Annotated in this window: 22 protein-coding genes; 21 read left to right on the top strand and 1 reads right to left on the bottom strand. The window is 46.3% G+C overall.

Annotation, left to right across the window (positions count from 1 at the left end):
* The first annotated feature begins 184 nt into the window (after positions 1-184).
* From K7I13_RS14355 to ffh, 20 genes are all read left to right on the top strand, one after another.
* Entirely contained in the window at positions 185-850 is a 666-nt protein-coding gene (locus K7I13_RS14355) for an amino acid ABC transporter permease (protein ID WP_439647450.1), read from the top strand.
* Positions 851-877: 27 nt separating this feature from the next.
* The gene (locus K7I13_RS14360; protein WP_305118710.1) at positions 878-1,624 is read left to right on the top strand and encodes an amino acid ABC transporter ATP-binding protein; all 747 of its coding nucleotides are present in this window, start codon (positions 878-880) and stop codon (positions 1,622-1,624) included.
* 875 nt (positions 1,625-2,499) lie between these two features.
* Positions 2,500-2,745, top strand: a complete 246-nt coding sequence (gene rpsP / locus K7I13_RS14365) for a 30S ribosomal protein S16 (RefSeq protein WP_255946742.1) — start codon at positions 2,500-2,502, stop codon at positions 2,743-2,745.
* Positions 2,746-2,766: 21 nt separating this feature from the next.
* Positions 2,767-3,000 (top strand): KH domain-containing protein, encoded by a 234-nt coding sequence (locus tag K7I13_RS14370; protein ID WP_255946743.1) that lies wholly within the window; start codon positions 2,767-2,769, stop codon positions 2,998-3,000.
* Complete coding sequence (locus K7I13_RS14375; RefSeq protein WP_255946745.1) at positions 3,000-3,296, top strand: ribosome maturation factor RimM; 297 nt, start codon at positions 3,000-3,002, stop codon at positions 3,294-3,296. The genes K7I13_RS14370 and K7I13_RS14375 overlap by 1 nt, the downstream gene beginning before the upstream one ends.
* A gap of 44 nt (positions 3,297-3,340) precedes the next feature.
* A complete protein-coding gene (locus K7I13_RS14380; protein ID WP_255946747.1) occupies positions 3,341-3,559 on the top strand; it encodes a ribosome maturation factor RimM in 219 nt (72 codons plus the stop codon).
* Between the two features lie 8 nt (positions 3,560-3,567).
* On the top strand, positions 3,568-4,356 hold the full coding sequence (gene trmD / locus K7I13_RS14385; RefSeq protein WP_255946749.1) for a tRNA (guanosine(37)-N1)-methyltransferase TrmD: 789 nt from the start codon (positions 3,568-3,570) through the stop codon (positions 4,354-4,356).
* Complete coding sequence (gene rplS, locus K7I13_RS14390) at positions 4,328-4,696, top strand: 50S ribosomal protein L19 (RefSeq protein ID WP_255946750.1); 369 nt, start codon at positions 4,328-4,330, stop codon at positions 4,694-4,696. Before trmD ends, rplS begins: the two co-directional genes overlap by 29 nt.
* A 43-nt stretch (positions 4,697-4,739) precedes the next feature.
* Positions 4,740-5,420, top strand: a complete 681-nt coding sequence (locus K7I13_RS14395) for a TP0910 N-terminal domain-containing protein (RefSeq protein ID WP_255946755.1) — start codon at positions 4,740-4,742, stop codon at positions 5,418-5,420.
* Between the two features lie 14 nt (positions 5,421-5,434).
* Positions 5,435-5,677: a hypothetical protein gene (locus K7I13_RS14400; RefSeq protein WP_255946757.1), complete on the top strand. Its 243-nt coding sequence runs from the start codon at positions 5,435-5,437 to the stop codon at positions 5,675-5,677.
* Positions 5,674-5,937 carry an EscU/YscU/HrcU family type III secretion system export apparatus switch protein gene (locus K7I13_RS14405; protein WP_255946759.1) on the top strand — a complete coding sequence of 88 codons (264 nt, stop codon included), beginning with the start codon at positions 5,674-5,676 and terminating at the stop codon, positions 5,935-5,937. The genes K7I13_RS14400 and K7I13_RS14405 overlap by 4 nt, the downstream gene beginning before the upstream one ends.
* A 149-nt stretch (positions 5,938-6,086) precedes the next feature.
* A complete protein-coding gene (locus K7I13_RS14410) occupies positions 6,087-6,509 on the top strand; it encodes a hypothetical protein (RefSeq protein ID WP_255946761.1) in 423 nt (140 codons plus the stop codon).
* 110 nt (positions 6,510-6,619) lie between these two features.
* Positions 6,620-7,285 (top strand): HD-GYP domain-containing protein, encoded by a 666-nt coding sequence (locus K7I13_RS14415; RefSeq protein ID WP_439647451.1) that lies wholly within the window; start codon positions 6,620-6,622, stop codon positions 7,283-7,285.
* An 11-nt stretch (positions 7,286-7,296) separates the two neighbouring features.
* Positions 7,297-7,668 (top strand): YraN family protein, encoded by a 372-nt coding sequence (locus tag K7I13_RS14420; protein WP_255946763.1) that lies wholly within the window; start codon positions 7,297-7,299, stop codon positions 7,666-7,668.
* Complete coding sequence (locus K7I13_RS14425) at positions 7,668-7,829, top strand: hypothetical protein (protein ID WP_255946765.1); 162 nt, start codon at positions 7,668-7,670, stop codon at positions 7,827-7,829. Before K7I13_RS14420 ends, K7I13_RS14425 begins: the two co-directional genes overlap by 1 nt.
* Positions 7,810-8,109: a hypothetical protein gene (locus K7I13_RS14430; RefSeq protein ID WP_255946767.1), complete on the top strand. Its 300-nt coding sequence runs from the start codon at positions 7,810-7,812 to the stop codon at positions 8,107-8,109. Before K7I13_RS14425 ends, K7I13_RS14430 begins: the two co-directional genes overlap by 20 nt.
* Positions 8,110-8,186: 77 nt before the next feature.
* Positions 8,187-8,309, top strand: coding sequence for a hypothetical protein (locus K7I13_RS14435; RefSeq protein WP_255946769.1), 123 nt, complete (start codon positions 8,187-8,189; stop codon positions 8,307-8,309).
* A 469-nt stretch (positions 8,310-8,778) separates the two neighbouring features.
* Complete coding sequence (gene ndk, locus K7I13_RS14440; RefSeq protein WP_255946771.1) at positions 8,779-9,228, top strand: nucleoside-diphosphate kinase; 450 nt, start codon at positions 8,779-8,781, stop codon at positions 9,226-9,228.
* Between the two features lie 41 nt (positions 9,229-9,269).
* Positions 9,270-10,325 carry an NAD(P)H-dependent glycerol-3-phosphate dehydrogenase gene (locus K7I13_RS14445; protein WP_255946773.1) on the top strand — a complete coding sequence of 352 codons (1,056 nt, stop codon included), beginning with the start codon at positions 9,270-9,272 and terminating at the stop codon, positions 10,323-10,325.
* Between the two features lie 2 nt (positions 10,326-10,327).
* Positions 10,328-11,668: a signal recognition particle protein gene (gene ffh, locus K7I13_RS14450; protein WP_255946775.1), complete on the top strand. Its 1,341-nt coding sequence runs from the start codon at positions 10,328-10,330 to the stop codon at positions 11,666-11,668.
* A 34-nt stretch (positions 11,669-11,702) separates the two neighbouring features.
* On the opposite strand, the gene trpS is transcribed toward ffh, so the two are convergent.
* On the bottom strand, positions 11,703-12,788 hold the full coding sequence (trpS, locus tag K7I13_RS14455; protein WP_255946777.1) for a tryptophan--tRNA ligase: 1,086 nt from the start codon (positions 12,786-12,788) through the stop codon (positions 11,703-11,705).
* A gap of 279 nt (positions 12,789-13,067) precedes the next feature.
* Between trpS and K7I13_RS14460 the strand changes: the two genes are divergently transcribed.
* A complete protein-coding gene (locus K7I13_RS14460) occupies positions 13,068-14,501 on the top strand; it encodes a methyl-accepting chemotaxis protein (RefSeq protein WP_255946779.1) in 1,434 nt (477 codons plus the stop codon).
* The last annotated feature ends 8 nt before the right edge of the window (positions 14,502-14,509 follow it).

The raw sequence follows: 14,509 nt of genomic DNA on the forward strand, positions 1-14,509 counted from the left end.
TACTTCTTTCACTTGAAAGATCGAAACCGCCGTTCATTTTGTTCAGGCGGCGCATATAATTCAAACCGTATAAATTGTTTCCTTAATGAAGTAGACATACTATTGCCCGGATTTTTTCTGCGGGATGCTTTATTTACCGGAAACTGCCGGGCGCTGCGGTGAACGTTTCGGGGATAATGCAAGAATGTTTGAGAATTCGGAATTTCTGGAGAACCTGCAGAAACTGCTGCCTCAGCTGGCGAAGGGATCACTGGTCTCAATGCAGATTTTTTTTCTGACTCTGCTGTTCGCCCTGCCTCTCGCCCTTCCTGTCGCTTTTGGCCGTATGTCAAAAAAACGGATTATTCAGGTACCAGTCAACATTTACCTGCTTATTATGCGGGGAACGCCGCTCATTCTGCAACTGATATTTGTATACTTCGCTCCCTATTATATTTTCCGTGTATCTTATGACCGGTTTGTCGCGGTTATTATAGCCTATGTCATCAATTATGCGGCCTATTTCGCGGAAATTTACCGGGGCGGAATTGAATCAATCCCGGTCGGTCAGTATGAAGCCGCCAAGGTCCTCGGTTTTACAAAATCTCAGACTTTTTTCCGTATTATTCTTCCCCAGGTTATAAAAAGGATTATTCCGTCTACAGCCAACGAGGTCATAACCCTGGTGAAGGACACGGCCCTGGCCCAGACAATCGGGGTCGCGGAGCTTTTCCGGGTCGCGCAGAATGCCTCGGCCCGTCAGTTTTCCACTGTCCCCATATTTATCGCGGGTGTTTTCTACTTTGTAATGAACTGGATCGTTTCTACCGTATTTACCCGCGCCGAAAAAAAGCTTTCCTATTACCGGTAGTTATAAAAAAAGGAAAATACATCAATTATGGAAATAATACGCGTTGAGCATCTGTCAAAATCATTCGGGACACTCGAAGTAATCCGGGATATATCTTTCTCCGTTCATCAGGGAGAAGTTCTTGCGATAATTGGCCCCTCGGGATCGGGAAAATCGACGCTTCTCCGCTCCATTACCCACCTGGAAGAGGTCAATGGCGGAAATATCATTGTAGACGGAATGGACATGGTAAAGGACGGAATATATGCGGACAAAAAAAGCCTCCGGTCTATAGTTCTGAAAATAGGCCTCGTCTTCCAGAATTTTAATCTCTTTCCCCATTTTTCAGTCCTCCGCAATATTACCGAGGCGCAAATTCATGTTCTGGGAAAACCGAAGGCCGAAGCGGAAGAAAAGGGCCGGGAACTGCTCAAGAAAATGGGCCTTGACGATAAGGCTGCAGCATATCCGTATGAACTTTCAGGTGGTCAGCAGCAGCGGGTTTCCATTGCGCGCGCCCTTGCCCTTGATCCGGAAGTGCTTTTTTTTGATGAACCGACCAGCGCCCTTGATCCTGAGCTGACAGGCGAGATTTTAAAGGTCATCAGGGAGCTTGCGGCCGAAAAAATGACCATGGTAATTGTAACACATGAAATGGCCTTTGCCCGGGATGTAGCCGACCGGGTCATTTTTATGAATGACGGCGTAATAATAGAAGAAGGCTGGGCTTCCGAGGTTATCAATAATCCGAAGAATGAACGGACCCGGGCCTTTTTAAAGCGTTTCAGCGAGTGAGGTTCTCCACTTGGGAGTCCACTTCCGTGGGGATGTCCTTGCCGGACGGGCTAAAAGGTTTTTTGCAATAAATGCCTGGCAGGCATCCCAAAGGGGAAGGACTCCCTGCTTGCGAAAGCGCTTTGAGTTGCAAGCAACTCGCTTCCTCCTTTGGAAACCCCCTTTCTTTTGGCACGCTGGCTGTCAGGTTTTTTTTACATGGAAAACGGGGCAGGGACACAGAGCGGCTGAAAACCTGTTCCCGCAGGCATAATCGGGGACAGCTCTCACAGAAAACCGCTCCGTAATTCCCTCATGTCCCCACGTTATCCCCGCCTGCGCGGGAATGACGGAGTCCATGCGGAAGTGACGGATTACTGACAGAGCTTACAAAACATCCGTTTCCACACACCAATGTGTAAAACATACATTTCCGAACCAGCTCCCATCAATCACCAACAAAGGCACCAGTACATCTACCCTAAAAGCCCGCCTGAAAACTGCAATACTAATCTATTCAGCGGCAAATTTTCCAAATGGGTTTTCAGGTAGAAACTAGCCTGAAATCAAGCGTGCCGAAAGAGAAGGGGTTCTCCAAGGGGAAGAGAAACGCGCTTCGCAAGTAGGGAGTCTCTTCCCCTTGGAATAGGCCTGTCAAGCATATTTATGGCAAAAAAACCTTTTAGCCGTCTGGCAAGACACCCTCCCTCGGGAGTGGAGTGCAGGGAACTTCCCTGAAAAAACATCTTTCGCCCGTCTGGCCAAGACATCCCAAAAAAAGGGTCCCCAGGGAGTCTCCCTGAAAAAAACACACTTGACCTCTTTTCCCCTTTCGGGTATAAATAGTATCCGTATATTTATTTGTAATTATGGGCGATTGTACCCAGGAGGATAGAGTGGTTAAAATAAGATTGAAAAAATTCGGCAGCAAAAAGCGTCCCTATTACCGGATTGTTGTTCAGGATGCGAGAGAACCCCGTGACGGACGTACTATTGAGGAACTCGGTATTTATCATCCAATTGAAGCGGAAGAAAAACAGGTTTCTTTCGACGCTGAAAAAGTCCGTAAATGGCTTGACAGCGGTGCCCAGCCTACAGACACGGTTCGCGGTATCCTGAACCGGAACAATTTTACCCTGTAAGCCGGCGGAGAGGCGATAAACGTGGAAAAAGATTTGGTTGAATACATTGCTAAATCCCTGGTCGATGATCCCGGCGCTGTTTCCGTAAATGAGGTTGAAGGCGAAAAATCCATCATCCTTGAGCTCAGGGTCGCCCCTGATGATATAGGAAAGGTTATAGGAAAATACGGCCGGATCGCAAAAGCTATACGGACAGTGCTCAGTGCTTCATCCGGGAAAAGCGGAAAAAGGTTTACCCTGGAAATTCTTGACTGATGGGGCCTGAAAAGAACGATCTCCTGATTACGGGAGTTGTCCGTTCTTCCCACGGATTGAACGGATTTGTAAAAGTTGAAAGTACTTCCGGTGAAACCGGGCATTTTGCCGGGCTTTCCGAAGTGATTTTACGGACAGGCGGTATATCCGGTATCTGTCTGAAATATGAAATTGAAAAACAGGAAGGTTCAAGTATGAATCTTCTGGTAAAATTCAGGGGTATTGATACTCCCGAACAGGCAAAAAAACTTGCCGGATCGGAGATTATGGTCCCCCGTGACAAGGCCTGCCCCTGAAAAAGGGCGAGTTTTATGTCAGCGATCTTTGTCAGTGTAACCTTGTGTTTGAAGGGAAACCCCTGGGCCGGGTAATGGGAGTCATAGAAGGCGGCGCCGGCGATCTGCTGGAAATTCTGCTTGACGGCTGTGACCTGTCTGAACCGGCAGAGAAAAAAAGCGGCTCCAATACCCGTCTCATTCCGCTGAGGAATGAGTTTATCGGAAAGATCAGTATGGCGGATAAAACCATCGAACTGATCCACCTCTGGATTCTGGAGTAACCTTCCGGATGAAATTTCAGGTGCTGACGCTGTTTCCGGAGATTCCGCAGGCTTTTTTTGAAAGTTCCATTATGGCAAAGGCTGTGGAGAAGGGACTCGTTTCGTATAATCTCGTAAATATACGGGATTTTGCGTATAACAAACACAAGACCTGTGACGACGCAACGTACGGCGGCGGAGCGGGAATGCTCATGCTGCCGGAACCCCTTGCGCTTGCCCTTGAATCGGCGGGGGTGCGGCCTTCCGACGCTGTTTTTCCTGAATTGAAAAATCCGGGAAAACGGGTTATATATGTAACTCCATCGGGAAAACCTCTGACCCAGGAACTGGCGCAGAAACTGGCCGGGGAACCGGAACTTGTTTTTGTCTGTGGACGGTACGAAGGTATTGATCAGCGGATAATAGACAGTTATATAGATGATGAGATTTCAATTGGCGATTATGTAATGTCATCGGGCGAGCTTGCCGCAACGGTTATAATCGATACGGTATACCGGCTGATTGACGGGGTTATTTCCTGTGAGTCCCTGGATGAGGAAAGTTTTTCCGACGGACTTCTGGAGTATCCCCAGTATACAAGGCCTGAAATATACAGGGGACAGGCAGTTCCCGAGGTGCTTCTTTCGGGGCACCATGAAAACATACGGCGCTGGCGCTTGAGAAAGCGCATTGAAAAAACGCTCCGCGTGCGCCCTGATCTTATCGGAAAAAACCGGCGGACCGGTGTTTATTCGGAAGAAGCAGAGAAGATTATAGAGGAGATACAAAATGGCAACGGATCTGATAAGGACTATTGAAGAAACCCAGAAAAAAGCGGAAGTTCCCGCCTTTAAAGTAGGCGATACGGTAAAAGTCCATTTCAAAATTATTGAAGGCAAGAATGAACGTATTCAGGTGTATGAAGGCCTTGTTCTCTGCTTTAAAAATTCCGGAATCGGAAGAACCTTCACGGTCCGTAAAAACTCCTATGGAGTAGGCGTTGAACGTGTATTCCCCCTGCATTCACCCCGTATTGCCAATGTTGAACTTGTACGGCCCGGAAAGGTCCGCAGAGCAAAACTGTACTATATCCGGGAGAAAATCGGTAAGGCTGCAAAAATCAAGACCCTCATCGTCAAGAAAAACACTGAAAAATAGAAAAAAACCGGACGGTTGTCCGGTTTTTTGTTTTTCCTGAAATATGATTACTTTTGAACCAGCCGGACAGAATTTTTTCTCAGTTCAAAGTACTGCGGGCGGCGCAGTCTCTCTGTCTGACGGGGATATTCTTACGGTCAGGATAATTGAAACAAGACCGGGCAATACCGTACGCATAAAAATTCCGGGCGCAGTCCTTGAAGCTTCCGGGATAACCGGGTTCCTGCCCGGCGATTCCTTTGCCGCGCGGGTGCGGATTTCCGGTTCAACCATATATCTTCATCCTGTTCCGGTCTCACAGAGCGAAACGGCCGGAACCATTCTTTCCAGACTGGGCATGCCGGAAACCCCGGAGGCTGCCTTTCTGGTTTCTTTTTTTTATTCCCTTAATGCCAGACTTGATGAGGGAATCCTCCGCTCCATACTGAAATTACTTTCCCGTTTTCCGGGAAAAACGATGAAGGCCGCCGAGGCCGCCGCGCTTCTTGCCGCCGGGGATATTGAACTGACGGAAGAAAACGTGGAAACAGTAATCCGCTGCATCGAGGGCCGTACTGATCCGCATGATACGGATGAAACCGGTCCGGACGAAAATTCCGGCCGGAAATTCCGGGACATGCTCGGAAAACTGAACAGAAAAAAGGAAATGTCGCGAAGCTGGTTTATTTTTCCCTTTCGCAGGGAAACTGGGGCCGCCTGTGTACCGGATCCGTCCGCTTTCTGATAGATACTGCGGCCATGCGGCACATTGAGACGCGCGTTACTTTTCTTGACGGGATTCATAACTGGAATTTTACATTGGAAAATGAGACGCAATCCTGTAAATTTTATGCCGCGCCGCCTTTTTCTGCCGAATTTTATGATATACTGAATACATATTTGTATGATTTTCTTTCCGGATCAGGGATCAGGACTGTAACGCATTTTTCTCCCGGTGCGGATATGCTGCCTGCAATGGATAGCGTTGACGTAAAGATATGAAAAAACGGAATAAGGCAGCAGCGTTATCATACACAAAGGGCGATGAAGCTCCCATTGTTATTGCAAGCGGTAAAAACGGGGCCGCGGACCGGCTGCTTGAAATAGCCCGGCAGCATGATATTGAAATAATACATGATGATATTCTTGCGGACATACTTTCTGACGTCACCATTGGTTCATGTATTCCGTCTGAGACATATGCCGCTGTTGCCGCTATTTTTGCGTTTCTTGAAAAGGGAATTAAGGAAGACTGGTTTTAACACGCGTGGACAAAATGCGGTTCAGGATTAACTAATATGTCAGTTAATTATGTAAATATACCGATTATTTAAAAAAACAAAAAACGGAACACTGTTTCCGGAAAGGATTATCGAGGTGTAATTGTGAGGAAAATTGTACGGGAAGATCTTTGGGAAGGCATGATTTTTTCACAGCCGCTCTTTTTGAAGACGGGGAAAACATGTTTCTTGCGGAAAATTCTGTTTTGAAAAAACATAAAATTAATGCCCTCAAAAACTGGGATATTCCTTTTGTATTGACTGACGGCGATGTTTTGAATGAATGTCCGGAAGCGGAAATGCAGGACAGGGAAAAAGATTCGAACTACGGCGATAATGATGACGGAAATGAAGTTGTATCCGTTTTTCCCATTGAGGATGAAACCCAGTATACTTCAGAACAGATACTGAAACTTCCCGAAGTCCTGGAAAACAATATTTTATACCAGGCTTACAGGGACATAATCAGCAGGCTCGATGTCTTTTTTCCGATCTGCAGAGCGGGAAAACAGTCGAAAGCCAGACCATTACCAAGCTTGCTCAGGATTTACTGACCCTTACCCAGTCCGATCCTTCAGGCATTCTCGGATTTATCCTTGGCGGTAATATTGATGAACCGAATCTGGCAAAAAGTTCGGTTAATACGGCAATCCTTTCAATAATTATGGGCGAGTATCTGCTTTTGCCAAAGCAGCGCCTCCAACAGATTACAATAAGTGCCTTGCTTCATGATATAGGAATGCTTAAAATTCCGGCGGAAATTCTTGAAAAAGAAGGCAAGCTCGATGAAAGCGAAACCCAGCTTATGCGGTCCCATACCGTATACGGATATAAAATGCTGGTCAATGATTTATTTTATACCGACGAAATCGGAAAATCGGCGATGCAGCATCATGAACGCTGGGACGGGAACGGATATCCGGGGAAACTTTCAGGGACAAATATTGATCTCGGCGCGCGTATTATTTCCGTCGCTGATGCCTTTGAAGCAATGGTTTCCGCCAAGTCATACCGCGCTTCCATGGTCGGGTATGCCGCTATGAAAAATCTGCTGGCGGATAACGCCAGGCGTTTTGATCCTGATATTATCAAGGCCTTTATTGCCAGTATGGGAATATATCCCATAGGGTCTATTGTACTCATGAATAATGCGATAATCGCCCGGGTTATCGAAAGCAATCCCCAGGCCCCGCTCCGTCCGAAGGTCCGGGTGCTGATTGATGAATTCGCCCGCGCCTATACCCGGAACTCAGGCGAGATTATCGATTTAACGAAAAACCGTACACTTTTTATTGCCAGAGCAATAAATCCTGCCGAATATAAAGAGTAGGGCGGGAGCGGGTGACTGTAATAACAGGAAAGGCCGGCGAAGCTCAGATCGCATCCGAACTGACGCGAAACGGCTGGCTCGTTATTCACCGGAACTGGCGGACAAGGCAGGGTGAAATAGATCTGATAGCGGCCGAAGGCGATACAATTGTTTTCATTGAGGTAAAAACCTGGCCGCACAGTAAAGATATCGATCTGGATCTGGTAATAAACTGCCGGAAACAAAAAAGAATGATTGAAACGGCTAAATGTTTTCTTGACATGCATCGACAATATAATGACATGTATGTCCGGTTTGATGTAATACTGGTCCTTTCCGATCCAGGCGAAGGGAAAAAACTTCAGTATGAACATTTCAGGAACGCTTTTTCGGAGTGTGTATAATGCCAAGAGTTGCTGTAGTTGATAATCAGAAAATCCTCGAACTGAAAGAAAAGATACACGATGAAAGATATATACAGGGAGCAATTCAGCGGATTGCCCTCGTGTTAAGCAATAAACTAATTGAAATCAAGGAAACAGGATATGAGTACCGAACATACTGAGGGGCCGCGGCGGAATGACCGGCGCAGACGCCACCACAGGCGCAGAGATAAAAATAATAACCAGAAGGAAAATAACGGACGGGATTTCCCGCTGAAAAATGAAACAGGCAGGCAGCATGAACGGAAGGAAGAGAAGGAAGAGAAGGAAGAGAAGATACCCTCTTTACTGAATACTTTGCCGGTCCAGAATTGCATACGCTGCGGGATGCCTATTCAGGATATTACTTCCGCAATGGCCGATAAGGACTCCGGGGACCGGTTCATTTTGACTGCGTCGTAGGTTTTTTAACAGCGGCGGAAAATATCGGTGAAGATGAAAAAATCGTATACATTGGGCAGGGGAAATTTGCTGTTGTTGTGTTTGAAAATCCTGCTGACACAAAAAAATTCAGAATTATCCGGATAATCGAATGGGAATCGCGCGATAAGGAAATCCCCTGGCGGAAAGAAATTTCAGGTTCTTACGGCAATATTCAATAACCTCTTTTAAGCAATCTCAAACATTATCCTGCTCTTTTTGTCCCGCCGGTAACCTGTTCCGGAATGATTTTCTCCGCCTGACAAACACCGGCAGCCGCAATTCCCGTCATTCCTGATAAAGACGGGAATAAAATACTCCGCCGCAGAGCAGGGCAGACCTTCGGTCTGGAGTATTTTTCTCTCCCGTGGAATTGGTCTCGGGTTTAATACCATGGACCCTATAAAAACTAACGTTTTTATAGATTATTACAAAAAACGCCGCAGAGCAGGCAGACCTTCGGTCTGGGGTATTTGCAGGTCGCGTAAGCGGCCGTTAAATCGTTACCTTACAGAACCAGCCGCGGGCTGATTAAACCCTCGCCACGAATAAATATCCCTCAATATACACAGATTCCTTCCCAAAAACAGAAAAATATAATAGGATAGATACATATAATAATATTATGAGATAATGTTAAACGGAGGGAATATGGCAATCCAAAGAACCTTTATCATGTTAAAACCGGGAGTCCTGCAGCGAAGAATAGTCGGTGAAATAGTAAGCAGATTTGAGAGAAAGGGTTTGAAAATAATTGCCATGAAGATTATGATAATTCCGCCTGTTCTGGCGGCAACCCATTACGCGGAACATAAGGGAAAATCGTTTTATGATGAGCTTATTTCCTATATTATATCAGCACCTGTAGCCGCCATGGTTCTTGAAGGTGAGGATGTTATCCAGCTTGTGAGGCGGATGTGCGGTCATACCGCTGTATGCGAATCCCTTCCGGGTACCATCCGGGGCGACTATTGTCTGCATACAAACCGCAATATAGTTCATTCTTCGGATTCACCCGAAAGCGCCTCCCGCGAAATAAAATTGTTTTTTCAGCCCAATGAAATTGTTTCATGGGATGACGGTAATAGTGCTTTTTTCTAACGGATTTACGTTTTCCGGATAGATTTTAAGGAGGAATGGTTATGAGTCAAGCAATAGGTGTTATAGGTGCCGGTGCCTGGGGAACGGCCATCGCCATGTCTCTGGCGCGCCGCGGTCATACGGTTGAGCTGTGGGCTCTCGAGCAGGATGTCACGGAATCAATAAACAGCCGCCATGAAAATGAGCGTTATTTACCCGGCTTTACTCTGCCGGGAAACCTTACCGCTTCAAGCGATATCAGAAAAGTAGCATCGGGCAAGGCCTTTATTATACTGGCCAGCCCTTCATTATATCTTGCCAAAACAGTGCGGAGTCTTGTTGACATACCTGATATTCAAAACGGAACTTCCTGCATTGGTATTCTTACAAAAGGTTTTATCCCTTCGGATAACGGCCCCCGCCTGATAGTAGAGACCCTTGAAAAGGAATTGCCGCCCGTATATAAAAAAGCCCTGGTGTATATTTCCGGCCCGAGCCATGCGGAAGAAGTTGCGATGGGAAAGGTAACCGGCCTTATTGCGGCAAGTGAAAATCCCATGAATGCTATCCGGTTCCGTGAAGTGCTCAAGTCGAAAGGTTTGCTCGTTTACTCAAGCCTCGACGTGATCGGCGTTCAGATATGTGCGGCCGCAAAGAATGTTGTCGCGGTGGCGTTCGGTATTCTGGACGCTATTGCAAAAAAATCGGCGGCGTTCGGCGATAACACGGAATCCCTTCTTCTTGCTGCAGGATTAAATGAAATTCAGATAATCGGCAGGGCTATGGGCGCGACCCACCAGGAAACCTTTACTTCAATAGCCGGCGTCGGGGACCTTGAGGTTACCTGCCGGAGCAAGTTTGGCCGAAACCGGCGTTTTGGCCATGAAATAATTGAAGAAAGAATTCTTGACAATTACAAAAATCTTGATGACCTGATTTCCCGTATCGGAGAAGTCGGATATTTGCCTGAAGGCGCGGTTGCCTGCAAGTATGTCCAGCAGATTTCCGCGGCCCAGAACCTGAAACTGCCGATCTGCAACGGACTGTACCGGATACTGAACAAGGAACTGGCCCCGGTCGAATACATTGAAAAACTGCTTGATGGAGTACAGATTTAATTATGCTTGAAAAAGTCACCAATACATTCAGTGATATTGTCCGCAAAATCAGCGGGAAAAGTACCATAACGGAAAAAAACATTGAAGAGGCTGTTGAAGAAATAAAAATGGCTCTCCTCGATGCCGATGTTAACCTTCGGGTTGTCCGGCGTTTTGTCAATGCGACAATTGAAGAGGCAAAAGGTGAAAAAGTCCTCCGGTCTGTAAATCCGGGGCAGCAGTTTATCAAGATTGTCAATGACCGTATGGTTGCGCTGCTGGGTGATACCAGGCAGGATTTGCACCTTAAAGGACCCGATACACAGTCGGTTATTCTGTTTTTGGGTCTGCAGGGGTCGGGAAAAACCACCAGCGCGGCAAAACTGGCGGCCCGGCTTTTGAAGCAGGGGCGGAAACCTATGCTTGTTGCCTGCGATCTTGTCCGGCCCGCGGCTGTTGAACAGCTTTCCGTTCTGGGAGAGAAGATCGGTGTTCCGGTATACAAAGAAGATACGAAGGACGCCGTGCGGGTAGCTAAAAACGCCGTGCAATCCGCAAAAAAAGGCGGGTATGATACCGTAATTGTGGATACCGCCGGACGCCTGCAGATTGACGAAGGCATGATGAAGGAAATTGCCGACATAAAGAAAGCTGTCGACCCTGTAGAAACACTGCTGGTCGCAGACGCCATGACCGGACAGAACGCCGTTGATATTGCAAAAACATTTGATGAAAAGGTCGGACTCTCGGGTGTAATTCTGACCAAATTCGATTCCGACGCCCGCGGCGGTGCGGCTCTTTCACTGAAAAGCATTACCGGCAAGCCCATCCTGTTTATCGGTGTCGGTGAAAAAATAGAGGATTTTGAACCCTTCTACCCTGAACGCATCGCAAGCCGCATCCTCGGTATGGGCGATATTGTCAGTCTTGTTGAAAAGGCCCAGGAAACCATTGACATTGAAGAAGCTGAAAAACTTCAGAAAAAAATGGCGACCGAAAATTTTACCCTTCAGGATATGCTGGATCAGCTGGAACGGGTGAATAAAATGGGTTCAATCCAGTCAATGCTTGAAATGATACCGGGATTTGCCGGGCAGATTAATGAAGCTGATATTGATACTTCAGGAATAAAAAGCCAGAAGGCTATTATTCAGTCAATGACCCAAAAGGAACGGCATAACTATCTTATTATAGGTCCTTCCCGGCGCAAACGCATTGCAAAAGGCTCCGGAACATCGGTTGCCGAGGTAAACAAACTTATCAAACAGTTTGAAAAAACCCGGCAAACCATGCGGAAGGTCAGCAAAAACAAGGGAATGGCTGCAAAAATGATGCAGGGTTTCGGAGGAATGCCAGGGTTCTGATTTTCGGGAAGCGTTGTACGGTTTCTGACCCTTTTCAGATTTCCATATTCATGGCCCTTCGGACCTGGTCAAGTGTATTTCCTGCCTCCGCCCGCGCCCTGTCAATGCCGCGGAAAAGTACCGAATCTATATAATCAGGGTCTTTTTCCAGTTCGGCCCGGCGCGTACGCATGGGCCTGAAAAATTCATTCATTGAATCGGCGAGCATCTTTTTAAGGGCTCCGCCTCCTCCGTCGCCTATTTTTTCCGCAAGGACTTCCGGCTTTTCTCCGCTTGTAAGAGACAGCAGTAAAAGAAGATTCGCAACTTCCGGGCGGTTTTCCGGATCATAGGTAATACGCCGTTCCGCGTCAGTTTTTGCTTTTTTTATAAGCGTTTCCGTTTCATCTTCAGTTGCGGAAAGGGAAATATAGTTGTTCCTGCTTTTGCTCATTTTCTGCGCGCCGTCAAGCCCCAGAATACTGGGGGTCTTGCTTAAAAGTGCCTGGGCTTCGGGGAAAACAGGTTCGTCTGAAATATACTTTTCATTAAAGCGGCGGGCTATTGTTCTGGTCAGTTCAAGATGCGGAAGCTGGTCCTTTCCGACCGGGACAACATTTCCCTTAACCGCAAGAATATCCGCTGCCTGGTGCACCGGATAAATGTACATTCCCGCGTTTATTGATTTTTTCCCGGAAGCGAGGATTTCTTCCTTTACCGTAGGATTTCTGTCAAGCTCGGAATTTGAAACCAGAGTCAGGAAGGGAAGCAAAAGCTGATTCAGTTCAGGTATATAGCTGTGAGGGAAAATGCACAGCGTTTCACTTTCCGGATCAAGTCCGGCCGCAATATAATCAATAACCAGCTGTTTTGTATTTTCAGAAATCTGGTCATAGGCATCATGATCAGTCAAAACCTGATAATCCGCAATTAATATATAGGTGGGTACCCCCATTTTGAACAGTTCCACCCGATTCTGGAGAGACCCGAAATAGTGTCCGATATGGAGTCTCCCGGTAGGACGATCGCCGGTCAAAAGCCGGTAATTTCCGGGATGAAGGGGAAGATCGGCTTCAATTTTTTTACTGCGTTCAACGGCAGCTTCATAAGACGTATAATCGATTTTATCAGATGAATTCACACTAAACTCCGGTAGTAATGTTTTATGAAGTATGCCACAGCGGGAGGGAATAATACAATATTAAAGCATTGATTTTTTTGAATTTTTTGTAGCATTATTTATTCAAATGGTGTAAATTTATTGTACATATTATAAAGATTACTTCAACAGTTTCTTTTTTAAAAATCCTGCAGTATATGTATAGGCGCGTGTATTTTGGAAAATTAGTGGAAGTTTTTTCTCACAAGTCTATACGAAATAATGCAGTCTGTTCCAGCGGCCGGAAAAAGGGGTAAATGTATGGGTAATGCGGAGATGATTCTATTTGTTTATATTATTGCTGTTGTTATAGCGGTTCCTGCCTTTTATGTTTTATCAAGGATATTTTTTAAAAAGTCTTTTTTAGGCTCGATAATTATTCCATTTGTAATATACACAGTCCTTATTATATTTTTCGCCTTTTTGATCAGCCTGTACGGCAATATATACTGGTATCTTTGGGCCGCGCCGACGGATGTTATCCTGGCCCTGCTGTTTTTCCGGATAGTTAATAAAAAAGTCAGCGCCCCTATAAAGGACGCGTCGAGAGTTGCGGATGATCTTGTCCGGGGAGAAGGCGACCTTACTATACGCTTAAAAGAAAACGACCGGGACGAATTGGGAGAACTGGGGACGCGGCTCAACCTGTTTATTGGTCAGCTTGATAAGATAATCACTGAAGTCAGGAAGGGGATTCATGAAACGGAAAGCAATACCGGCGAACTCGAAGACGCGATGAACCGGGTAAAGGAATCCGTTTCGGAAATCAGCCGGAGTATTGAAATGGTCAAGCATGCTGTTATCAGTCAATCCGAAAGTGTCGATGCTATGTCTTCCTCAATAGAAAATGTTGCCCAGAGTCTTGTACATCAGGATGAAAAGATTAATACCCAGTCTGTCAGTGTGGCTCAAAGTTCCTCAGCCATTGAAGAAACAATGGGAAATATCCGTTCAATAGCCCAAACGCTGCAGCGGAGCGCGGGTGAATTTGATTCTCTGCATAGCGGAGTGCAGACCGGGCGTGTCGCGGTCAATAACCTGAGGGAAACTGTTTCTGTCCTGTACAGCCAGTCGGACAGTGTCCTGGCCGCAAACAGCATTATTGAAAGCATAGCGAGCCAGACAAATCTTCTGGCGATGAATGCCGCGATAGAGGCCGCCCATGCCGGAGAAACAGGCAAGGGTTTTGCTGTGGTTGCGAGTGAAATACGGAAGCTGGCCGAGAATTCAAACCAGCAGTCAAAAGTAATAAAGGAAAATCTGGTTAATCTTAAAAACTCAATAGAACTTGCGGTTAAAACCACGGATGAAACCGGTTCATATTTTGACGGTATTTACAAATCGGTTGACATTGTTACCAATAATGAACGTGAAATACAGAACGCTATAGACGAACAATCCAGTAACAGCACTCAAATCCTTGAAGCGCTTATGCAGATCCGGCAGATTACCGAAGATATTCATTCCGAATCCGGAAAAATTCTGGGTGACAGTGATGTTATCAGGGGTGAAATGTCCAAGCTGAAAAATGACACGGAAAATATAAAGAACTCATCGATCAACGTTGCGGCAAAGGCTTCGGATGTCGAAATACTTGTGGATGAGTCGGCCGGAATTCTCAGGCAGAACCTTCTGAATGTCCAGGCTGTGGAAAAACAGGTGTCAGTGTTTAAGGTAAGTGAAAAAAATGCCTGATCTGACCG

This window comes from Brucepastera parasyntrophica (assembly GCF_022376835.1).
In the GTDB taxonomy this organism is placed as follows: Bacteria; Spirochaetota; Spirochaetia; order Treponematales; family Treponemataceae; genus Brucepastera; species Brucepastera parasyntrophica.